Annotated in this window: 15 protein-coding genes; 6 read left to right on the forward strand and 9 right to left on the reverse strand. The window is 71.4% G+C overall.

Annotation, left to right across the window (positions count from 1 at the left end):
- Positions 1-46 precede the first annotated feature (46 nt).
- Entirely contained in the window at positions 47-2,932 is a 2,886-nt protein-coding gene (locus tag TSO352_RS24040) for a ribonuclease E/G (protein ID WP_109109683.1), read from the reverse strand.
- Between the two features lie 678 nt (positions 2,933-3,610).
- Here TSO352_RS24040 and TSO352_RS24045 point away from each other — a divergent pair.
- Both TSO352_RS24045 and TSO352_RS24050 read left to right on the forward strand, forming a co-directional pair.
- On the forward strand, positions 3,611-5,107 hold the full coding sequence (locus tag TSO352_RS24045) for an N-acetylmuramoyl-L-alanine amidase (protein ID WP_109109684.1): 1,497 nt from the start codon (positions 3,611-3,613) through the stop codon (positions 5,105-5,107).
- A gap of 229 nt (positions 5,108-5,336) precedes the next feature.
- Positions 5,337-7,871, forward strand: a complete 2,535-nt coding sequence (locus TSO352_RS24050; protein ID WP_109109685.1) for a penicillin-binding protein 1A — start codon at positions 5,337-5,339, stop codon at positions 7,869-7,871.
- Positions 7,872-8,004: 133 nt separating this feature from the next.
- Here TSO352_RS24050 and TSO352_RS24055 read toward each other — a convergent pair whose 3' ends face one another.
- Positions 8,005-8,952, reverse strand: a complete 948-nt coding sequence (locus TSO352_RS24055) for a hypothetical protein (RefSeq protein WP_109109686.1) — start codon at positions 8,950-8,952, stop codon at positions 8,005-8,007.
- 24 nt (positions 8,953-8,976) lie between these two features.
- Positions 8,977-10,425: an MBOAT family O-acyltransferase gene (locus TSO352_RS24060; protein WP_109109687.1), complete on the reverse strand. Its 1,449-nt coding sequence runs from the start codon at positions 10,423-10,425 to the stop codon at positions 8,977-8,979.
- Positions 10,426-10,755: 330 nt separating this feature from the next.
- Here TSO352_RS24060 and prfB point away from each other — a divergent pair.
- Positions 10,756-11,887 (forward strand): peptide chain release factor 2 gene (gene prfB / locus TSO352_RS24065; RefSeq protein WP_109109688.1). Its coding sequence is split into 2 segments (ribosomal slippage): positions 10,756-10,824 and positions 10,826-11,887, totalling 1,131 coding nucleotides; the frame shifts between segments, so codons are not numbered across the junction.
- Positions 11,888-12,017: 130 nt separating this feature from the next.
- A complete protein-coding gene (locus tag TSO352_RS24070) occupies positions 12,018-12,332 on the forward strand; it encodes a peptidoglycan-binding domain-containing protein (protein WP_109109689.1) in 315 nt (104 codons plus the stop codon).
- A 102-nt stretch (positions 12,333-12,434) separates the two neighbouring features.
- On the opposite strand, the gene TSO352_RS24075 is transcribed toward TSO352_RS24070, so the two are convergent.
- The 4 genes from TSO352_RS24075 to TSO352_RS24090 form a co-directional block, all read right to left on the reverse strand.
- On the reverse strand, positions 12,435-12,671 hold the full coding sequence (locus tag TSO352_RS24075; RefSeq protein WP_109109690.1) for a hypothetical protein: 237 nt from the start codon (positions 12,669-12,671) through the stop codon (positions 12,435-12,437).
- Between the two features lie 77 nt (positions 12,672-12,748).
- Positions 12,749-13,549 (reverse strand): trehalose-phosphatase, encoded by an 801-nt coding sequence (gene otsB, locus TSO352_RS24080; RefSeq protein ID WP_109110844.1) that lies wholly within the window; start codon positions 13,547-13,549, stop codon positions 12,749-12,751.
- A 909-nt stretch (positions 13,550-14,458) separates the two neighbouring features.
- Positions 14,459-14,671, reverse strand: a complete 213-nt coding sequence (locus tag TSO352_RS24085; RefSeq protein WP_247872371.1) for a hypothetical protein — start codon at positions 14,669-14,671, stop codon at positions 14,459-14,461.
- A 171-nt stretch (positions 14,672-14,842) separates the two neighbouring features.
- Entirely contained in the window at positions 14,843-15,778 is a 936-nt protein-coding gene (locus TSO352_RS24090) for an ROK family protein (RefSeq protein ID WP_109109692.1), read from the reverse strand.
- 233 nt (positions 15,779-16,011) lie between these two features.
- Here TSO352_RS24090 and TSO352_RS24095 point away from each other — a divergent pair, with 233 nt between their 5' ends.
- On the forward strand, positions 16,012-18,438 hold the full coding sequence (locus TSO352_RS24095) for an ankyrin repeat domain-containing protein (RefSeq protein WP_109110845.1): 2,427 nt from the start codon (positions 16,012-16,014) through the stop codon (positions 18,436-18,438).
- 103 nt (positions 18,439-18,541) lie between these two features.
- Here the strand turns inward: TSO352_RS24095 and TSO352_RS24100 are convergent, their stop codons facing one another.
- On the reverse strand, positions 18,542-20,230 hold the full coding sequence (locus tag TSO352_RS24100; protein ID WP_247872372.1) for a caspase family protein: 1,689 nt from the start codon (positions 20,228-20,230) through the stop codon (positions 18,542-18,544).
- Between the two features lie 282 nt (positions 20,231-20,512).
- Here TSO352_RS24100 and TSO352_RS24105 point away from each other — a divergent pair, with 282 nt between their 5' ends.
- On the forward strand, positions 20,513-20,776 hold the full coding sequence (locus TSO352_RS24105; protein ID WP_109109694.1) for a DUF3126 family protein: 264 nt from the start codon (positions 20,513-20,515) through the stop codon (positions 20,774-20,776).
- A gap of 75 nt (positions 20,777-20,851) precedes the next feature.
- On the opposite strand, the gene TSO352_RS24110 is transcribed toward TSO352_RS24105, so the two are convergent.
- The gene (locus TSO352_RS24110) at positions 20,852-21,484 is read right to left on the reverse strand and encodes a hypothetical protein (RefSeq protein WP_109109695.1); all 633 of its coding nucleotides are present in this window, start codon (positions 21,482-21,484) and stop codon (positions 20,852-20,854) included.
- Positions 21,485-21,754 lie beyond the last annotated feature (270 nt).

Below are 21,754 nucleotides of genomic sequence, written 5' to 3' on the forward strand. Positions count from 1 at the left end.
TTTCGGCGCCTTTTCCAGTCCTGGGGCCGTGGTTCGGCCGTTCGGCTTACCGCTTCCACCAGCCCCGGCGGGGCTTGGCGGAGCTGTCGTCCGACGCGTCGACCGTCGCCGGCTCGGCCGCGGGGGCCTCGACGGCGGGCGGCGTGGCAGGGGCGGTCGCCGCGGCCGGGGCCGCTTCGGCCGGAGCCTCCGCGGCAGCCTTGCGCTTGCGGCCCTTCACCGCGGGAGCCTTCTTCGCCGGAGCGGCGTCGGTGGCGGTCTCCGCCGGGGCTTCCGCCGCGGCGGCGGCCTTGCGCTTGCGGCCCTTCGGCGCGGGCGCCTCGGCAACCGGAGCGGGGGCCGGAGCGGCTTCGGCCGGAGCCTCGGCGGCGGCCTTGCGCTTGCGGCTCTTCTTCGCCGGAGCAGCGGCGACCGGAGTCACCACCGGCGGCTCGGTCGCCGGGACCGGAACGGCCGGGGCTTCCTCGACCGGAGCGGTTTCGCCCGCCAGGATCCAGTCCAGGTCGGACGCCTCCACCGGAGTCGGGACCGGAGCCGGGGCGACGGCAGCCGGCTCGGACGGTTCGGCAGCGGCGGCGATCTCGTCGCCCGCTTCCAGACCTTCCGCACCCTCGCGGCGCGACCGGCGGCGACCACCGCGCTTGCCGCGGCGACGCTTCTTGCGGCCTTCGCCGTTGCGGTCGCCGGCATCGGCGCTCGCATCCTCATCGCCCTCGTCGTCGCCTTCGGCATCACCGTCATCGCTGTCGGACTCGTCCGATTCGGCGTCGGCAACCTCGGAGACGGCGGTTTCGGCGACGGCTTCCGCAGCGACGGGCAGGGCGGTCTCCTCGACCTCCTCGCCGTTGTCCTCGCCTTCGCCCTCGCCGCGGCCGTCCTCGCGCTCGCCACGGCCACGGCCACGACGGCGGCGACGGCGGCGGCGACGCTCGTCGCCGCTGAGGTCGCCGTTGGCCTCGGCGCGCTCGCCGGCCTCGTCGCCCTGGGCTTCGTCCTGGACGGCTTCGGCCTCGGTTTCCGGCTCCTCGGCGCGCTCCACCGGAGCGGCGGCGAGCGCGCGGTCGGTTTCCGCCATCACGCGGTCGGCGCTGACCAGCGGGCCGTCCTCGTCGGCAAGACGGGCCTTGTTGCGCTCCAGACGGTGATCCGGCGCGATCAGGGTGTCGTCGGCCTGGACCATGACGTGGAAGCTGTGACGCTCCTCGATCTTGGCCAGCTCACCGCGCTTCTGGTTCAGGATGTAGAGCGCGATCGAGGTCGGGACGTAGATGGTGATCTCGGCCGACCGCTTGCGGATGCCCTCTTCCTCGATGGCGCGCAGGACGTGCAGCGAGGCCGATTCGACCGAGCGGATGACGCCGGTGCCCGAGCAGTGCGGGCAGCGCTCGAAGTTGGTTTCCAGCAGCGACGGACGCAGACGCTGACGCGACAGCTCCAGCAGGCCGAAGGCGGAGATGCGGCCGAGCTGGATACGCGCCCGGTCGTTCTTCATCGCCTCCTTCATGCGGCGCTCGACGGCGGCGTTGTTCCGCGGCTCCTCCATGTCGATGAAGTCGATGACGATCAGGCCGGCCAGATCGCGCAGACGCAGCTGGCGCGCCACCTCGTCGGCGGCCTCCAGGTTGGTCTTGTAGGCGGTTTCCTCGATGTTGCGCTCGCGGGTCGACTTGCCGGAGTTGACGTCGATGGAAACCAGCGCCTCGGTCGGGTTGATGACGATGTAGCCGCCGGAGCGCAGCTGCACCACCGGGCTGTGGATGGCGTCGATCTGCGTTTCCACCTGATAGCGGTGGAACAGCGGGATCATGCCGTCGCGGTAGAGCTGGACGCGCTGGGAATGGCCCGGCATCAGCATGTCCATGAACTCGCGCGCCGTGCGGAAGCCGGCCTCGCCCTCGACCCAGATCTCGTCGATGTCGTTGGCGTAGAGATCGCGGATCGACCGCTTGATCAGGTTCGCCTCTTCATAGATCAGGCAGGGCGCCGACGACTTCAGCGTCTGTTCGCGGATGTCGTCCCACAGGCGCAGCAGATATTCCAGGTCGCGCTTGATCTCGGGCTTGGAACGCTCCAGCCCGGCGGTGCGCAGGATGACCGCCATGCCGTCCGGAATGTCCAGATCCGACAGGATCTCCTTCAGGCGCTTGCGGTCGGCCGGGTTGGTGATCTTGCGGGAAATCCCGCCGCCGCGCCCGGTGTTGGGCATCAGCACGCAGTAGCGGCCGGGGAGCGACAGGTAGGTGGTCAGCGCCGCGCCCTTGTTGCCGCGCTCTTCCTTCGTCACCTGGACCAGCAGGACCTGCCGGCGCTTCACCACTTCCTGGATCTTGTAGGAGCGCAGCGGACGCGAGCGGCGGCGCTGGACCTCGACCTCCTCCTCCTCGTCGCCGCCGACCATGTCGGGGGCCTCGGCGGAGGTGGCCGGCTCGGCGGCGCCTTCGGACTGGGGCGCGGACTCGTCGCCGTTCCCGCCCTCGTCGCCGTCATCCTCGTTCCCATCCTCGCCGTCGTCCTCGTCGGACGCTTCCGGCGTGATGGGGGAGGGCATCGGCGACCATTCCTCGACCACCTGCTCGGGGCGGATCGGTTCGCCCATCACGGCGCCATCGGCGGCCGCTTCGGCCCGCGCCTCGGCCTGTTCTTCCAGGCGGCGCTCTTCGGCCATCAGCGCCTCGCGGTCGGCGACCGGGATGCGGTAATAGTCGGGGTGGATTTCGGAGAAGGCGAGGAAGCCGTGGCGGTTGCCGCCATACTCCACGAACGCCGCCTGAAGCGAGGGCTCGACCCGCGTCACCTTCGCGAGATAGATGTTGCCCTTCAGCTGCTTACGGCTGGCGATCTCGAAGTCGAGTTCTTCCAGCCGGTTGCCATTGACCACGGCGACCCGGGTTTCCTCCGGGTGCGTGGCGTCCACCAGCATGCGCTTGGCCATACATGTTCCTCAACGGCGCGACCCAGGGAACCCGCGCGACCGGTCGGGCCGCCTGGGACGCAGCGTCAGTTGTGGGCGAAGCGTGCGGCGCGACGGACCGGAACCGCCGAACGGCGCTGACGAGAGCAGCCAGGACGGGCCGGTCGACACGCGCCGGGCTGCCGCCTTGCGGCCACAGCCAGCTTCGAGGTTTCGTCCTCTGAACCGGCAATCCGAACGCGCCACCCCGCGACATCCCTCCGGCGCGAGCGGCCGGACAGGCGGAGTCGGGGCGACGCCGCAGCCCCTTGGAGGACCCCCGTGACCGGCGATCGGCTGATCGGGATCAGCGGATCGGCGCTCCTGAGGGAATCCGGCCCGAATCTGGCGAATTGCGGTCTGTCGCAACGATACCATAGACAAGCGTTCCCGCTTGCACAACGCGGAAATGCGCCGATTCGCGCAACAAGTTCGCCGCAGGGGCGTGGCCGGCCGGCGGTTGCCGCCCAGCTTCCGCCGCCGCGGGCGGCAGCGCCACTGTTGCAGGAACGGCACCCCCGCCGGGATTTGACGCAGCGTCTGATGATCCGCGTTGAGAGCGTTGAATTGGCTGGGCTATAGGTGACCATCCGCCGCGGAGTCCCCGCCGGCGTTTTTGCCGCCTCCGTCCGCTGCCCCATCCGCTGCCGAGGAAAACCCATGCCGCGGCCGCCCGGCCTGCCACCGTTCCGCTCCAGCCGTCCGTCCGCTGCGCCGCCGCGCCGTCGGGCCGCGCTGCTGCGCGCCCTGGCGATGGTGCTGCCGGTCCTGCTGGCGCTGGCCGCGATGACCGGGGTCGGCGGGCTGGCCATGGCGCAGACCACCGCGGCGCTGCCGGCACCGGCACCGCGGCCGGCGGTGGTCGACGCCCGGCTCGGGCTGCACCCGGACATGACGCGCTTCGTGCTGGAGCTGAGCGACGCGGTGCCCTTCACCGTGTCGCTGGCCGCCAACCCCTACCGCATCGTCGTCGACCTGCCGGACCTGGTGTGGCCCGGCGGCTCGCTGCCGGTGGAGGGCAAGGGGGTGGTCGCGCGCTACCACCACGCGCCGGACGGCGGGCACGGGATGCGCCTGACCTTCGACACCGTTGGCCCGGCCAAGCTGCGCGGCGCCTATATGATCCCGGCGCGCGACGGCCACCAGCCGCGCCTCGTCCTCGACATGGAGCGGACGTCGCCGGCGGAGTTCCAGAAGATCGCCGCGGCCACGCCGCCGGCGACTTCCCGTTCCGGCCGGCAGGAGCGGACGATGGCCTCGGTCATCGCCTCGACGATGGTGCCGCCGGCCCGCGACGTGGCGGGCGAGACCGGCGGCTCCAGCGCCACGACCTCGAACGCCCTGGCCGCGCCGCCGCCCTTCGTGCCGCTGCCGCCGATCCCGCCCGCCCAGCTGATCCCCGCCGCGCTGCCCGCCGCCCCGCCGGAGCCGGAGCCGAACCGGCCGCCGACGGTGGCGGAGAAGCCGCTGATCGTGCTGGACCCCGGCCATGGCGGGCAGGATCCCGGCGCCATCGGCGTCGGCGGCCTCTATGAGAAGGACATCACGCTGGCCACCGCCAAGGAGGTCAAGCACCAGCTGGAGGCGACCGGCCGCTACCGCGTGCGGCTGACCCGCGACAGCGACGTCTTCATCCGGCTGCGCGACCGCGTCGCCATCGGGCGCGAGGCCGGGGCCGACCTGTTCCTGTCGCTGCACGCCGACAGCATCGGCAGCGGCGACGTGCGCGGCCTGTCGATCTACACCCTGTCCGACAAGGCGTCCGACCGCGAGGCCGAGATGCTGGCCGCCAAGGAGAACCGCTCCGACGCGCTGGCCGGGCTCGACCTGTCGGGTGAGAACCAGCTGGTCGCCAGCATCCTGATCGACCTCGCCCAGCGCGACACCATGAACCATTCCAAGCGCTTCGCCACGCTGGCGCTGGCGCATCTCGGGCGCGACATCACGCTGATCCCGAGCAAACCGCACCGGCAGGCCGGCTTCGCCGTGCTGACCGCGCCCGATGTGCCGTCGGCGCTGATCGAGATGGGTTATCTGTCCAGCCCGAAGGACGTCAGCCTGCTGGTGTCCTCCGCCCACCGGGAGAAGCTGGGCAAGGGGCTGGCGCGGACGATCGACGCCTATTTCCGCTGGCTGCACGGGTCGTCGCGCGACTGACGGACGCCCGCGGCCGGCGTGGTCGGCCGCGGGTGGGTACCCCGTCTGCGCGCGCTCCTTCTTGCCGGCGCCCTCTGCGTGTCACATTTTCCTGACATGTCTGGAACGGGGGCGGCACTTCGCACCATCGCGGTGTAGGATGCGCCGCTCTGTCCGGCGTGCCGCCGGTTCCGCGACGTCATGGTCGGGGACTGCGGCGCGCCACCTGTCGTTTCTTGCGGGATCGGTCATGCGCCTTCTTCTGTCCCTGTTGATGGCCTTCGTGATGCTGGCGCTGGTCGGCGCCGGCGGGCTGGTCTACCTGTTCGAGCATTACGACCGCGATCTGCCCGACTACACGAAGCTGGCGAACTACCAGCCGCCGGTGACCACGCGCATCTACGCCGGCGACGGCCGGCTGATGGCCGAATTCGCGTCCGAACGGCGCGTCTTCGTGCCGATCGACGCCATGCCGAAGCGGGTGATCAACGCGTTCATGGCGGCCGAGGACAAGAATTTCTACGACCACCAGGGCGTCGACCCGATCGGCATCGCCCGCGCCATCCTGGTCAACATCGAGAATTTCGGCCGCGACCGCCGTCCGGTCGGCGCCAGCACGATCACGCAGCAGGTCGCCAAGAACATGCTGCTGACCAACGAGGTGTCCTTCGCCCGCAAGATCAAGGAGGCGATCCTGGCGGTCCGCATCGAGCGGGCCTTCAGCAAGGACCGCATCATGGAGCTGTACCTCAACGAGATCTTCCTGGGGAACCGTTCCTACGGCGTGGCCGCCGCGGCGATGAACTACTTCAACAAGGCGCTGGACGAGCTGAGCGTGGAGGAGGTCGCCTTCCTGGCGGCCCTGCCCAAGGCGCCGTCCAACTACAACCCCGACCGTCAGCACGACGCCGCCGTCGCCCGCCGCAACTGGGTGATCGGCCGCATGGCCGAGGACGGCTACGTCACGCCGGACGAGGCGCGCGCCGCCCAGGCCCGCCCGCTCGCCACCCGCAAGCGCGACGAGCAGGAGACGGTGACGGCGGAGTATTTCTCCGAAGAGGTCCGGCGCGAGCTGGTGAAGCTCTACGGCGAGCAGGCGCTGTACGAGGGCGGGCTGTCGGTCCGCGCCTCGATGGACCCGCAGCTCCAGGTCGCGGCGACCAAGTCGCTGCGCGACGGGCTGATCGCCTACGACCGCCGCCACGGCTGGCGCGGCCCGGTCGGCCGCATGGAGAATTTCGACGGCTGGCCCAAGAAGCTGGCGGCCATCCCGCACCCGGCGGGGGCGGAGGGCTGGAAGCTGGCGGTGGTGCTGAAGGACGACCAGGCCGACGGGCTCGACATCGGGCTGACCGACGGCACGCGCGGCCGCATCCCGATGTCGGAACTGCGCTGGGCGCGCGCCTGGAAGGAGAACGAGAATCTCGGCCCGGCGGTGCGCAAGCCGTCGGACGTCGCCAAGCTGGGCGACCTCCTGCTGGTCGAGCCGGTGAGCGGCCCGCCGAGCAAGGACGAGGACGAGAAGCCGGCGAAGAAGAACGACAAGTCCGCCGCCAAGGAACTGCCGCCGGGCAGCTACGGCCTGCGCCAGATCCCGGCGGTGCAGGGCGGTCTGGTCGCGCTCGACCCGCACACCGGCCGCGTGCTGGCGATGGTCGGCGGCTTCTCGCCGCAGATGAGCGTGTTCAACCGCGCCACCCAGGCGATGCGCCAGCCCGGCTCGTCGTTCAAGCCCTTCGTCTATCTGACGGCGCTGAACCAGGGCTTCACCCCGTCGTCGCTGGTGATGGACGCGCCGTTCGAATACAACCCGGGCGGCGGCCAGCCGGTCTGGCGGCCGGAGAACTACAGCCACGAGTTCTACGGCCCGACCCCGCTGCGCGTCGGCATCGAGAAGTCGCGCAACGTCATGACCGTCCGCCTCGCCCAGCAGATCGGCATGGACAAGGTCAAGGCGCTGGTCGAGAAGTTCGGCATCATGGACAATCTGCAGCCCTACCTGCCGATGGCGCTGGGCGCCGGCGAGACGACGGTGCTGCGGATGGCCACCGCCTACGCCATGCTGGACAACGGCGGCAAGCGGGTGGTGCCGACCTTCATCGACCGGGTGCAGGACCGCAACGGCAAGACCGTCTTCCGCCACGACACCCGCACCTGCGACAACTGCACCAGCGTGGCGTGGAAGGACGGGATGACGGTGCCGGCGGTGCCCGACACCCGCGAGCAGGTCAACGACCCGCGCACCACCTACCAGATCGTCTCGATCCTGGAGGGCGTCGTCCAGCGCGGCACCGCCGCGGCGCTGAAGTCGCTCGGCAAGCCGCTGGCCGGCAAGACCGGCACCACCAACGACAGCCACGACGCGTGGTTCATGGGCTTCTCGCCCGACCTCGTCGTCGGCACCTACATCGGCTTCGACCAGCCGCGCTCGCTGGGCGGGCATGAGACCGGCGGCTCCGCCGCGGTGCCGGTGTTCAAGGAGGTCATGCAGGTGGCGCTGAAGGACAAGCCGGCGACGCCGTTCCGCGTGCCGCCCGGCTTGCGTCTGGTCCGCGTCAACCCGGCGAACGGCCAGCTGGCCCAGCCCGGCGACAGCCGGGCGATCTGGGAAGCCTTCCTGCCGGGCACCGAACCAAACCCGGACCAGCCGCAGGTCGTGCTGGACGGCTCGTCGCAGAGCAGCGGGACGCTGGGTGACCCGAACGCCGCCCTGGGCTTTGGCGGCCCGGCCGAGGCGAACGCACCGCCCGCGGCGGCGACGCTGGGGACCGGCGGGCTGTATTGAGCCCTTGGTGCGGGTGCACCCTCCCTCCCTCCCCCGCTTTCAGCGAGAGAGGGTGAGTCGGCAAGGCGGCGGCCGTTCCCTCTCCCGCTGAAAGTGGGGGAGGGTTAGGGAGGGGGCCGTGGCGCCACCCCGCTCAGTGCGTCGTCTCTCCCGCCGCCGACAGCGAGGCGATGGCGTCCACCGGGCAGGTGCCGAGCGGGCGCAGGTCCGGTTCCAGCGCGGCGAACATCGCGCGGACGCCGGCGTCGTTGACGTGCAGCGCGTCCATGAACAGCTCCTCGCGGTCCACGGCGCGGCGGGCGTCGATCACGGTGACGCCGGCGGGCAGGCGGGTCTTCAGCTCGGCGAAGAAGGCGTCGAAGTTGGTCAGCTTGCCGATGTAGGTCGGGAAGTAGGGGGTGATGACCACCGCCACGCGGGTGCCGTGGGCCTGGGCGCTGCGGATGATGCGGTCCAGCGCCTCCCAGTTGGGTGCCGCGGCGGTCATCAGCTCCGCCGGCGCGGCGGCGAGCTGGGCCTTCAGCGGTTCCGGGATGACGCCGTCCAGCGTGCGCTCGCCGGCCGGCTTCAGCAGCCCGGCCGCCAGCCGCATGGTCTGGTTGTTGTTGAAGGTCATCAGGTGGAAGGCGTGGTTGGCCATCCACAGCGACCGGTCGGTGTCGCGGACGAAGGCGTCGATGCGCGGCGAGTAGTAGGCCAGCATCGGCAGGTCGGCGAGGTCGCGCGGGTTGTCGACCACGCCGGTCGGCTCCAGGATCAGCAGGCGCGGGGCGCCGTGACGCTCGACGTAATCCTCCCACAGCAGCGACGACAGCACGGTCGGGGCGCCGCCCATGCCGAGGTTCAGCGCCTCGCCGCAGGTCGCCGCCTTCACGGCGGACACCGGGAAGTGGTTGTCCGCCCGCGAGTTGCCGAGCACCACCACATCCGCGGGCTGCCCGCCCGCTGCCGGCGGACGGTAGATCGCCATGAAGCGGTCGCTGGAGCGCAGCAGCAGGTCGCCCAGGCCCGAGGCCAGGACCCGGTCCATCGCCGTGACGGTGGCGACGATCAGCGCGATGCAAGCCAGAAGGCGGATCATGGGGAAGTCTCCGTCAACAGGACGTCAGAACTGGAAGTAGATGAAGGCGTGGTTGGCGAAGCTGCCGAACAGCAGCATCACCAGGATCAGGGCGGAGCAGGCCAGCGACCGCGCCACCACGTTGACCCCGGCGTAGCGGCGGCCGGCGCCGCGTTCGATCAGGGCGTCGACCGTCAGCACGATCAGGCCGGTGATGGCGACGCGAACGAGCGAACTGGCCTGCTGGTTGCCATGCGACAGGCCGAGATCGCCGTGGGCGATGCCCTGCCCGATGATCGACAGGATGGTCCACACCGTGTGGAGGTTGTCGGCGCGGAAGGGCAGCCAGGCGAGCGTGACGACGGCGAAGACCAGCCCGACCATCACCAGCCGCCCGGCCGCCAGCGCCATGCCGGTCGGCCGCAGCGGGCTGTGGCGGGCGAGCCAGCGCACCCCGTCCTCCGCCAGCATCAGGGCGCCGTGCAGCGCGCCCCACAGCAGGAAGGTCCAGTTGGCGCCGTGCCACAGGCCGGAGACCAGCATGGTGATGACGACGTTGCGGATGCGCAGCCAGCGCGTCCGGCTGCCGCCCATCGGCACATAGAGATAGTCGCGGAACCAGGTGGACAGCGAGATGTGCCAGCGCCGCCAGAAGTCGCGCATGCCGGTGGCGAAATAGGGGCGGGCGAAGTTGTCGCACATGTGGTAGCCGAAGATCTGCGCCAGCCCGATGGCGATCAACGAATAGCCGGCAAAGTCGCCGTAGATCTGCAGCGAGAAGCAGACCAGCCCGATGACGTGCTGCACGGCGTTGAAGAACTCCGGCTGGTGGAAGCGGGCGTCGACCACCACGGCGGCGTTGTCGGCCAGCCCGATCTTCAGGAAATAGCCCCAGATCACCTTCTCCAGCCCGGCGAACCGCTCGTGGAACGGGACGTCGCGCGGCCGCTGCTGGATTTGCGGCAGCAGGTCGCGCGCCCGCACGATCGGGCCGGCCACCAGCTGGGGGAAGAAGGCGACGAAGGAGGCGTAGCGGACCAGCGACCGTTCCGGCGCCTTCAGCTCGCCGGTGTAGAGGTCGATGCCGTAGCTGAGATTCTGGAAGGTGTAGAAGGAGATGCCGACCGGCAGCAGGATGTCGAGCGTCCGTCGTCCGACCTCTACCCCCAGCGTGGCCAGCGCGACCTCGGCGCTGTCGGCGAAGAAATTGTAGTATTTGAAGAAGAACAGCATGCCCAGGTTGGCGCCCAGGCTGATGAACAGGAACAGCTTCTTGGTCCGGCGGTCGGACGCGTCGGCGATCTTCAGACCGCAGTAGAAATCAATGAAGGTGCTGAGCGCCAGCAGCCCGCAGAACCGGTAGTCCCAATAACCGTAGAAGATGTAGCTGGCGACCAGCAGGAACGGCGTGAAGGCGCGCGTGCGGGCAAGCGCCAGGAAACCGGCGCTGAACAGGGTGATGAACAGCAGGAAGCTCAGGCTGGTGAAGCTCATCGGGCACCCGGAAGGCTCGGTTGGAACGGTCGGTGCGCAGGTACGGCCAAGCGTTGGCGCGACCATAACCCCGAATTCGGCGATTTCCCGTTGCCGCGGTAGGGTTGTGGCGCTGGATTTGGGGCGTACTCTGAAAAGAAGCGGGCGGATGATTCGAACCGGATAGGACCGCCACGCCGGGGTTGCGGCGGCCCCGAAGGGGGCAAGGCCGGTCCGTTTGCGCCCACCTCCGCGCCGTTCATGACCAATAAGAGGGTGCAAGCGGGGGACCGAGCGGCTACATATGCAGCCGACGAACCTTTCAACTCTGGCTGACGAGGAGGCACCGCCATGCGGGCCGAGATCGAAGCGGCCGCCGGCGAGATCAGAGAATCGCTGGCGCTGCTGAGGAGGCATCTTTGACTGGGACAACGCACTGCGACGTCTCGACGAACTGAACAACCTCGCCGAGGATCCCAAGCTGTGGGACGATCCGACGCGCGCCCAGACCATCATGCGCGAGCGCACGCAGCTCGACACCGCGGTGGCCGGCTATCGCGCGCTGGAGCGTGACCTGTCCGACAGCCTGGAGCTGATCGAGATGGGCGAGGCGGAGGGGGACGCGACCGTCGTCGCCGACGCCGAGGCCCAGCTCGACGGCCTGCGCAAGCGGGCCAACCAGCTCCAGCTGGAAAGCCTGCTGTCGGGCGAGGCCGACGCCAACGACTGCTTCGTCGAGGTGAACGCCGGTGCCGGCGGCACGGAGGCCCAGGACTGGGCGCTGATGCTGATGCGCATGTACACCCGCTGGGCGGAGCAGCACGGCTACAAGGCCGAATGGCTGGACGAGACGCCGGGCGAAGAGGCCGGCATCAAGTCGGCCACCGTGCAGATCAAGGGCCACAACGCCTATGGCTGGCTGAAGACCGAGGCCGGCGTGCACCGTCTGGTGCGCATCAGCCCGTTCGACAGCCAGGCGCGGCGCCAGACCAGCTTCGCCGCCGTCTCGGTGTCGCCGGTGATCGACGACAAGATCGACATCGAGATCAACGAGAAGGACTGCCGCATCGACACCTACCGGGCGTCGGGCGCCGGTGGGCAGCACATCAACAAGACCGACTCGGCGGTGCGCATCACGCACATCCCGACGAACATCGTGGTGAGCTGCCAGCAGGAGCGTTCGCAGCACAAGAACCGCGCCAAGGCGTGGGACATGCTGCGCGCCCGCCTGTACGAGCGGGAGCTGAAGATCCGCGAGGACGCCGCCGCCGCGCTGGAGGCGACCAAGACCGACATCGGCTGGGGCCACCAGATCCGCTCCTACGTCCTGCACCCCTACCAGATGGTGAAGGACCTGCGGACCGACGTGGAGACCTCGCAGAGCCAGGCGGTGCTGGACGGTGCGCTCGACCCCTTCCTGGAGGCGGCGCTGGCGTCGCGCATCAAGGGGCAGAGCGACGACGCCCACGCTGCGGGCGGCTGATCGGCGGGACGATGGGGAAGGGCGGTCGCTTGCGGCCGCCCTTTTCGATTCGTGGCAATGCTGGTGGAATGACAGCGCGACCGCCGCTGTTTACCGGAGCGCGGTCCCAACCAACCGGAGCGTTTCAGCCATGACCCGTTTCCTTCTTCCGGCCCTGTGCGCCGCCACCCTGATGGCCGCTGCGCCGGCCTTCGCCGCCTGCGACTCGGACAATCTGCCGGACAGCATGCGTCAGGCCTTCGTCAGCGGCACCCAGGAGGCGCTGAACGAGCATGGCTTCAAGGCCGGCTCGGTCGACGGCCGGATGGGCGCGCGCACCCGCTCGGCGATCCGCGCCTACCAGCGCGCGGCCAAGCTGCCGGTCGACGGCTGCGTCAGCCAGCAGTTGCTCGACCACCTGAACTTCACCCAGCCGAAAATCTACGCGCCGGGCCGTCGGGGCTGACGCCATATGCGCGGTCCGAAACGATCGGACCGCTGCGTTCATCCGCCACGCAGGCGTCGCGCCTTCCGGCGCCCGCCGTCGCGGGCGATACCGGTTCCGGTATCACGCCAGCATGTCGATCAGGTGCCGGCTGTTGTCCTGGCTCGCCTGAAGCACCGTGGCGTTCGCGGCGAAATCGACCTGCGCCGACGACAGGTCCAGCACCACGGCCGGGTCGAGGTTGCCCGAGGCGATCTGCGCCGAGGCGTCGGCGACCCGCGCCTGCGCGTCCTGCATCCCGCCAAGCGCGCTCGCCTGCGGCTGGGCCAGCGGGGTGGCGGCGACCGATCCGATGTCCATGGCGTGATATCCGGCTGGTGAGGCGGTCAGGATAGCGGCGGTGGGTGAAGGGTTGGTGAATACGGCCGCCCGCCGCCTTACCCCGCCGCCAGCCAGCCGGCCAGCCGGCCGAGGAACGCCACCGCTTCGTCCGGGTCGTGCAGGCTCCAGGTCGCGGCGGTGGGGGCGGGGGTCTCCATCACGCGGATGCCGATGCCACCGCCGGCTCCGCGGTCCGCCAGCGCGCGGAAGGCGTCCTCGTCGGTCTCGTCGTCGCCGATGTAGACCGGCACCGTCCCGGCCTCCTCCAGACCCAATTCCTCCAGCAGGGCCAGGACGGCGCGGCCCTTGTCCCAGGGTAGGTTGGGGCGCAGCTCGTACAGCTCCTTGCCACCGGTCATGCGCAGGCGGGGTTGGGCCTTGGCCACCGCGCGGACGGTGTCGGCCACCGCGGGCTTGTGCGCCGGATCGGCTTGGCGGGTGTGGATGGCGATGGCGAAGCGCTTGCGCTCCAGCAGCACGCCGGTGAGGCCGGCCAGCCGGTCGCGCAGCAGCCGTTCGGCGCCGTCGAGGTCGGCAAGATAGTCGACGCCGATCTGCCGTTGCAGGTTGGGGCCGCGCAGGTCGAAGCCGTGGCTGCCGGCATAGACCAGCCCGTCCACCGCCACCATCGCCGTCAGGTCGTCGAGGTCACGGCCGCTGACGAAGGCGACCGGGCATAGCGCCGCCAGCCGGCGCACCACCGCGCGCGCGCCGTCGGGCATCACCGCCAGCTCCGGCCGCGGCGCGATGGCGGCCAGCGTGCCGTCGTAATCGAGGAACAGGGCGGGGTGGCGGCCGGCCAGGGCCGCGGCGAAAGCGTCGAACTCCGCGTAAGCGGACGGCGTGGGCTGGGTCAACAGGAACATCCTCGCGCGGTTGCCGATGATGCGGCGACCGGGAAGCCCGTCGCCGTGCGGAACCGGAAGGACGTGGTTATCCTGTGGCTGAACCGCAACAGACCCCTTCGAAAAGTTTCGGCCCCGGAAAGGGGCCGTCCTTTGGGGGTTGCAGGTCCCCCGGGTTCTGTTACTGTTGCAGTGCAGCAAGCGATTGCTGCTTCGCCCTTCTTGGGCGTTTCCTCCCTAAACTCAAGGCCGCTGTGTTCAGCGGCCTTTTTTCTGCCAGAAAGCCACCGGGGATGGCAACCCCTGACAAAGGTCATAGCGCTGCGATGCGCGCGTGATTTGGCGGCTTGGCGCGTGGTTGCTTGTCTGACGGGTCGGGTGCCGACGGTGCGGGATGCCGCGTCGGCCGGGGTCGGCGGATCGCTTCACCCGACGGTCAAATCATTGGAACACAGAGTATTTTTCCGAATGGTGCGACGCCGGGTCTGTGGTGCGGCGTGCGTGTCACGCTGGCATGCGGTCTGACGACCCGGCGTCGGCAGGCCCGCGACATCCGAATCGGAGCGGGCAAAAAAATTTCGCTTCCGACCGGCGCCAAGGCTCCGGCAAGGCGCTCGGCGGGTGAAAAACGCCGCAGGTGAACGGAACCACTGCCCTGCGCGCGCGAACTGTCGTATAGAACCCCCATACAAAACCAAGCGATGGGCCCAGGCGACAGGCTGGCCGGTCGCATCCACGAGGAGCCGTTCCCATGGACATCGCCATCATGGTCATCGCCGTCGCGTTCTTCTTCTGGCAGACCATCACCGACTGAACTGGCACCGACTGAGTTGGCGCCAGCCACACGGTGAATGAAAAAGGGCGGTCCGGGTCGGGCCGCCTTTTTCGCATCGGGAGTCCACCGAACGGACTGGGATGCCGTCAGTCGGCGCCGATCGGCGGCTCCAGCCGGGCGTGGGCCGACGCGATCAACTGCAGCGTCTCCATGATGGAGCCGATGGCCTCATGCAGGTCGGCCTGCTCGTCGCCGTGCAATTGCGCCAGCACCGTTTCCAGCTCCACCGCCGCGTCCTGCAGGCGGGCGCAGGCGTGTTCAAGGTGACGGCCGGTGCCGGGGTCATTTGCAAAATGCAAATGCGACGCCGCTTTTCCGCCCCGCCTTGCGTTCCGGTTTGCAAAATGCAAATGGACGCCCGAGCCGGTGGCCCGCATCCCCAATTTCTTCCGCATCATGGGCGTACCCCCCGTTCGGTCCGACCGGGGAATGCGCAAGTCCTGTGCCAGTTCGCCACAGTTGGTTGCGGGTCAAGCCGGGGCGTGCGGTGGGGCCGTCCACAGGCGGGCGGCGCCGCGCATGCCGCTTTCGCCGCCGTGGCGGGCGACGACCAGCCGGTTGCGCGGGGCTGCGGCCAGCGTCCAGGCGCCCCAGCGGCGGGTGACCGCCGCGCACAGGCCGGGCAGGGCGGACAGGCCGCCGCCGATCACCACCACCTGCGGGTCGAGCAGGTTCAGCACCGGGGCCAGCGCCCGCGCCAGCGCGTCGGCGTGGTGGTCGAGCGTTCCCGCAGCATCCGGATCGCCGGCCGTGGCGCGGGCGGCGATCTCCGGCGGGGCGAGCGTCTCGCCGGTGCGGTGATGGTGCAGGCGCGTCAGGCCGGCGCCGCACAGCATGGTTTCCAGACAGCCGGTCTTGCCGCAGCCGCAGGCGGCCGGCGGCCCGTCCGCGTCCGTCCGCCAGGGCAGCGGGGCGTGGCCCCATTCGCCGGCCAGCGCGTTGGCGCCGGGCAGGATGCGCCCGTCGACGACGATCCCGCCGCCGACGCCGGTGCCCAGGATGACGCCGAACACCACCGGCGCGCCGACCGCGGCGCCGTCGGTCGCCTCCGACAGGGTGAAGCAATGGGCGTCGTTGGCGATCCGCACCGGCCGGCCGAGTGCCCGCGCCACGTCCTCGGCGAAGGGGCGGCCGTCGAGCCAGGGCAGGTTGACCGCGCGCACCCGGCCGGCGGCGCCGTCGACCACGCCGGGCAGGCTGATGCCGACACCACCCACGCCCGTGCCCACGCCCGTGCCCATGCCCGCGCCGGCCGGATCAAGCGCCGCGACCGTCTCCGCCAACGCCGCCAGCGTCGCATCATAGTCGCGCGGGGTGGGGCGGCGGTGGCGGGCGTGTTCGGTGCCGTCCGCGTCGAGGGCGACGGCGGCGATCTTGCTGCCGCCGAGGTCAATTCCGAGTCGCATGGCCTGTCGCCGTCCGGGTGGAAAAGAGCGATCCGGCGGTCCGGTGCCGGATCTTCGGGGGCAACCCTATACCGCTCCCCCGTCCGGTGGACCAGCGCGCGTTGGCGCCATTGGGGTCAGCCCTGCCTCCCCGGAAGAGAGGGGGGTAATGCCCTTTGCGCCGTCGGGGCTTGGGGGGCGCATCACTAGAGTCTCATCAGCGACCTTTTCACTGATCGGCGTGTGCGATGTCCATGGACCGTTCTGCCCCGAAACACCTCCAGCGCGCCCGGCGCGCCGCTCCGGGCCACCACGATCCCGCCTGCACCGGTGCGGCCACCGGTGGGGCCTCTGCCGCCGAGATCCGCGATGGGCTCGTCCTTGCCTTCCTGGCGCGCAAGCGGCTGCTGGTGCTGCTGGGCGACGCCGGGTCGGGCCGGCCCGCCCTGTTCCGGCAATTGGTCGAGCATGTCGAGGCCGACGGCGCCATGGCGCTGCCGGTCACTGCCTCGGTCGGCGTGCAGGTCGAGGACCTGATCACGGCGGCCGGCACCGGCGCGCTGCCCGATCTGGCGACCGAGGGGGAGGGCGGCGAGCCCGAGTTCGACGCCCTGATCGGCGCGCTGGAGGACCGTCTGGAACTGGCCGGCGCCGGCCTGCTGGCGGTGGACAACGCCACCGTCCTGGCCCCGCCGGTGCTGGCCGATCTGGTCGAGCTGACCCGGGCCGAGACGCCCGCCGGGCGCTTCCTCCAGGTGTTGCTGTGCGGCACGCCGGAGCTGGAGGGGACGCTGGCCCGCGCCGGGCTGGCCGATGTGCTGCGCGACACCGGGGTGATCTACCGCCTGGGTCCCGACGCGTCCATCGCTGCAGAGCCGTTCGCCGAAGGGCCGGCCTCCGATCCTTTCACCATTCCGATCCCCGCTCCGGCCGCCATCCTGGCCGCGCCGCAGCCGGCGCCCGAACCGATGCCGGACCCGTCCCCGGCGGGCCGGACCGGCCGCCGCGAGTCGACCCAGCCGGCCAACGACTGGGCGGCCAGCTTCGACTGGAGCGACCGCGGTCCCGACGGACTGGCGGGTGGAACGCCGGGCGGCCTGGAGCATGCCGGCGGCCCGGGTCCTGGCGACCCGATGCTGGCCGGGACCGCAAGGGCGCCGCGGCGGACGGCGCTGTACGCCGGGGCGGCGCTGACGACGCTGGTCCTGCTGGGGGCCGCCGGCGCGGCGATCGCCACGGCGGTGCCGGGTGCCACGCCGGACAAGGCGCTGGCGATGATCGGGGAGGGTTGGAGCCGCACCCGCGACGCGGTCGAACGCACCGTGCAGGGGCTGGTCGGCGACACCCACAGGGACGCGCCGGAGGGCGACGCGCTGGCGCTCGGCCGCAAGGCCGCCGCCGACACGCCGCCGCCCGCCGCCCAACCCACCACGACCCAGAGCGCCGCTCTGACGGCCACTCCGCCCGCCACTCCGCCCGCGGCGCCGGTGCAGACGGCTCCGGTGCAGACGGCTGCGCTGCCGCCGGCCACGACGCCACCCGCCGCGACGCCGGCGCCGGCCGATCCCGCCCCGACCGCCTCGGTGAAAAGCCCGGCGGCCAGCGGAAGCGCGTCGGGGACGGCGGAGGCGGCGCCGGGCAGCGCCTCGCTGCCGCCGCTGGAGGAGCCGTCGGCGACCCCGGCGATCCCCGCGGTCCCGCAGACGGCGACGCCCGCCGCCGACACGGCGCAACGCGTGCGCGCCCTGGCCGATCAGGCCCGGCGCCAGATCGCCGGCAAGCGCCTGACCACCCCGCCGGGCGACAACGCCTACGAGACGGTGCAGCGCCTGCGCCAGATCGCCCCCACCGCTCCGGAAGCGGGCGAGTTGCTGGCCACCATGACGGACACCTACCGCCGTTGGGGCATGCTGGCCGAGCGCGACGGCGACTGGTCGGAGGCCAAGCGCTTCTACGAGCGGGCGCAGATGGTGTCCCCCGGCAGCCCCGATCTGGCCGAGCGCATCCGGGCGGCGACCGAACAGCGCGCCTACACCGGCCCGGCCGGCCCCGCCCCCGCCGGCGGAACGCCGCCGGGCGTGGCCCCGGCGGCTCCGGCCGACGCGGCGCCCGGCCTCCAGAACCGCGAATCGGTGCTGGCGCTGCTGCGCAACCCGGCGGAGCTGGCGCGCACGCTGCAGGGCGGGACCAGCCCGGACACCCGGCTCGACAGCGGCAAGACGCTGCTGATGATCGCGGCGGAGCAGGGGCTGACCGACGCGGTCCGCGTGCTGCTCGACCGCCACGCCCGCACCGACCTGCGCACCGCCGACGGGGCGACCGCGGTGATGTACGCCGCCTGGGGTGGTCATGACGGGGTGGTGAAGGCGCTGGCCGACGGCGGCGCCGACCTCGACGCCACCAACAGCGACGGCAAGACCGCGCTGATGGCGGCGGCGGCGCGCGGTCACGAGGATGTGGCGCGCACGCTGATCCAGCGCGGCGTGGCGGTGGACCGGGCGACCGCCTATGGCTGGTCGGCCCTGATGTACGCCGCCAACAACGGCCACGAGGCGGTGGCCAAGCTGCTGGTCGACCGCGGCGCCAACCCCTACCGCATGGACACCAACGGCAACTCCGCCCTGACGCTGGGCGCCCTGCAGGGGCATGTCCAGGTCGTCGAGGCGCTGAAGCCGCGCTGAGCGGCCGCGCGGGCGGATGCCCGCGAAGCCAAGGCCCGTGCCTGTGGGCCGCCCGGCGCCCGAGGGAAAGTTCCGACCGCAGGTCGGCACTTTCTAAAACAGGTCACTGATCCAGGCGGACGGAGCCGCGCCATTGCCCGGCGCTCTGTCCGCCGTTGGCGTAGTGGAACACGCCGGGTCCGTCCGGCTGGCCGTCGCGGAAACGGCCGACGAAGCGGCTGCCGTCGGTGAAGGTCATGACGCCGTGCCCCGACATCAGGTCGCCGGCCCATTCCCCTTCATAGGTCTGGCCATTGGCGAAATGATAGACGCCGGCGCCCTGCCGGATCGGCCGCCCCAGGCTGGACCCCGACGACGAGGACGGCTGTGCCCACGCCCCTTCATAGCGGTCGCCGCCGCCGAAGCCATAGACCCAGTAGCGGCTGTCGGGATGGCTGCGCGCCCGCTCCGCCGCGGTGCGGGCGTCACCCAGCGCGCGCATCGCCTGCTGCTCCGCCGTGACCGGCGCGGTGTCGGCACTGGGGACCGGCGGGTTGGGGAAGCTCTGCCCGCCCTGGCGCTGAGCCCCCGGTCGCTGATCGCCGTTCGCGGGATCCGACGCGCCGGTGGCCGGCGGCTCGGCGGCGTTGTAGGACGGGTCGGCGGACGGGCCGGCCTCCACCGTGCCGCGCGGCTGGGCGGCCTGGGGGGTCGGGTCGGTCCAGCGGGCGGCCAGATTGGCGGCGGTGACGAAGCCCATCCGCCCGGCGGAATCGCGCACGCGCAGCCAGCTTCCCTGCGGCACCGTCTCCACCACCGTCACCATGCTTCCGGCGGTCAGCGGCGCCAGCCCCTGCGCTCCGAAGGCCGGGCGGTCGAACAGCACGCCGCTCCTCGTCACCTCATACTCGCCCGGCGGCAGGCTGGGGGTCGACACCACCGGCGGTTCCTTCGGCTTGTCGGGCGCGGGCTTGTCCGGCTGCGGCTGGTCGGCGGGGGGGCCGGCCGGCGGCTTCGGCGCCGCGGCGACGGCCGGCACCAGGATCAGGTCGCCGGCCAGCCGGTCCTGCAACCAGGGCAACTGGCGGCCGTCGCTGCGCTGGGCGACGGCGCGGGCGACCTCGGCCAGCGAATCGCGCAGCGCCACGCCGGGCTTGACCATCTCGCGGGCCAGCGCGGCGGTGAACGGATCGGGGCCCTTGCCCGATCCCGGCGGCACCGGCGCCACGCCGGGGCGGTGGGCGTAGACCACGAACAGCCCGTCGGCGTCCATCGGCGGCCCCAGCGCCCCGCCGCCGACCCGCTGGGCCAGGGCGTCGGCGGTGGCCGGGTCGATCACCACCACCGTCTTGCGCCCGGCGTCCTTCAGGTCCGTCAGCAACGCGTCGAGATCCAGCGCCGTGCGCGCCAGCTCGTCGGCGTTGGCGGGGGCGGCGTCGGTCGGCAGCAGGAACTCGCGCTCCCCCACCCCGACGGCGAGGCCGGAGTAATAGATGAAGCCGAGGTCGGCGCCCGACAGCGCCTCGCGGAAGCGCTCCAGCGCCGATTCCATGGCGACCCGGCCGAGATTGTCGGCCCGCGTCACCGAAAAGCCGGCCCGGCGCAACGCCGTCGCCATCGCCGCCCCGTTGGCGGCGGCGTTTGGCGCGGCCTTGGCCGACGGGTTGTCCAGGGCGGCGTACCGGCCGTTGTCGACCACCAGCGCGACGCGCCGGCCGGACTCCGCCGCCGCTGCGGTGGCCGGGGCCGCGGTGGCCACCGCCGTACCGGCGGACAGCAGGGCCAGCCCGGCGAGCATCGTTCTCAACAACACGGCGTTTCGTCCTCCGTCTTCGCTGCGGACAGCCCAGTGGTCGCCCACTGTGGTTGCCCTCCGCGGCCGCCCCTTGTTGCGTACCGCTGGCGGGAGCATAGCCTTTTCCGCCCTTGCGCAGCGCCGCTCTTTCGGGGCGCCCGGCCGACACGGCGTTACCCCGCGCGGACGGGCAGGGGCGGGGCGGCGTGGCCGTCGCGTGCGCGGATGGAGCGAGGTAGCGCTTTCCCTTCGCGGCGAAGCCGCCTATATGACGCTCCTTCGCAGACAACGAGGTTCGCCATGCCGCCCGCCAAGCCGTCCGCCGTCCGGATGTCCGACACCGAAATCGCCCGCGTGCAGATGTACCTGCGCAAGACGCTGGGCAACCCCAAGATCGTGATCGAGCCGCCGGCCAAGGCCGGCCAGTCGGCCGAGGTGACGGTGGATGGCGAGTTCTTCGGCACGCTGAACCGCGACGAGGACGAGGGCGAGGTGTCCTATGCGCTGAGCGTCGTCATCCTGGAGGAAGACCTGCCGGAGCCGCCGGCCGTTCCGCGCCGCTGACGTCCGGTCTGTCGACGTCCGGTCTGTCCACGCCCGGCCTGCCGGACTCCACCCCCCGTCGGTCCGGGACACGCCCTAGCGGCTGTGAGCGCGAAGCTCCGCCGCCAGGGCCGCCAGCAGCGTCTGGCCGCCCGACAGCGACAGGCCGCGCACCAGCACGATGCCGGTGTGCCCGCCGCGCCGGTGCATGACCAGCCGCACGTTGCGGCTGCCGGCGGCCTTCAGTTCCGCCTTGACCTTGTCGTTCGGCGCCACGTCGCCGCCGACCAGCTTCATTTCCGCCATGTGGCCGTAATCGTGCGCCGGGTCGATCCAGGCGACGAACAGCGGCTTGCCGCCGACCATCGGGTACAGCGCCAGATCGCGGATGGTTTCGTGCGGGTGGATGCGGGACCCGTCGACCGTCAGCCCGCGCGGCGTCACCCCCAGCCGCACCGCCCGCCGCTGCACCGTCTCCGTCAGCATCACCACCCACAACAGCAGCACCGGCACCGCGCAGAACACCGCCAGCCATTGCAGCATGCCGGCGATGCCGTCGGGCGCCAGCCCGGCCCCGGCTATGAAGCCGGTCGCCAGCAGCCCGGCGACCAGCAGGTAGCGCGTCCGGATCATCGGCGTCAGCGCCGGCGTCGCCAGGAAGACGGCACCGTTCGCGCCGTCCTCGCGCGTGATCTCGATGGTGGGCGGGTGCGGCTTGGCGGCGGTCATGAGCTGGGGCCATGCGTGGGACGATCGGGCGGGGCGGCGCACAAGGGTTGGGCGGCAGGCGGCACGGCGGAGGCGTGATCCTGTCCGGATGGTTGCGGGCCGTCCAGTTCTTTCGCGGCCTGATCGGGCCGCCGGGCGGTCCGGTGGCCGGTCTGGCGCGGCGGACGCGGCGATGATAGCGTGCCCATCGTTCCGCACGCTTATCCGCCCGTAACCGCATCGCGCCCGAAGGACCGCCGCCCGTGACCTCCCCGACCTCGCCGGATGCCA

The organism is Azospirillum sp. TSO35-2 (assembly GCF_003116095.1).
Taxonomy (GTDB): Bacteria; Pseudomonadota; Alphaproteobacteria; order Azospirillales; family Azospirillaceae; genus Azospirillum.

Excerpts from the sequence above, each read along its gene's own strand:
- TSO352_RS24040 (WP_109109683.1), bottom strand. The coding sequence starts at position 2,932 with ATGGCCAAGCGCATGCTGGTGGACGCCACGCACCCGGAGGAAACCCGG.
- TSO352_RS24045 (WP_109109684.1), top strand. The coding sequence starts at position 3,611 with ATGCCGCGGCCGCCCGGCCTGCCACCGTTCCGCTCCAGCCGTCCGTCC.
- TSO352_RS24050 (WP_109109685.1), top strand. The coding sequence starts at position 5,337 with ATGCGCCTTCTTCTGTCCCTGTTGATGGCCTTCGTGATGCTGGCGCTG.
- TSO352_RS24055 (WP_109109686.1), bottom strand. The coding sequence starts at position 8,952 with ATGATCCGCCTTCTGGCTTGCATCGCGCTGATCGTCGCCACCGTCACG.
- TSO352_RS24060 (WP_109109687.1), bottom strand. The coding sequence starts at position 10,425 with ATGAGCTTCACCAGCCTGAGCTTCCTGCTGTTCATCACCCTGTTCAGC.
- TSO352_RS24070 (WP_109109689.1), top strand. The coding sequence starts at position 12,018 with ATGACCCGTTTCCTTCTTCCGGCCCTGTGCGCCGCCACCCTGATGGCC.
- TSO352_RS24075 (WP_109109690.1), bottom strand. The coding sequence starts at position 12,671 with ATGGACATCGGATCGGTCGCCGCCACCCCGCTGGCCCAGCCGCAGGCG.
- TSO352_RS24090 (WP_109109692.1), bottom strand. The coding sequence starts at position 15,778 with ATGCGACTCGGAATTGACCTCGGCGGCAGCAAGATCGCCGCCGTCGCC.
- TSO352_RS24095 (WP_109110845.1), top strand. The coding sequence starts at position 16,012 with ATGGACCGTTCTGCCCCGAAACACCTCCAGCGCGCCCGGCGCGCCGCT.
- TSO352_RS24105 (WP_109109694.1), top strand. The coding sequence starts at position 20,513 with ATGCCGCCCGCCAAGCCGTCCGCCGTCCGGATGTCCGACACCGAAATC.
- TSO352_RS24110 (WP_109109695.1), bottom strand. The coding sequence starts at position 21,484 with ATGACCGCCGCCAAGCCGCACCCGCCCACCATCGAGATCACGCGCGAG.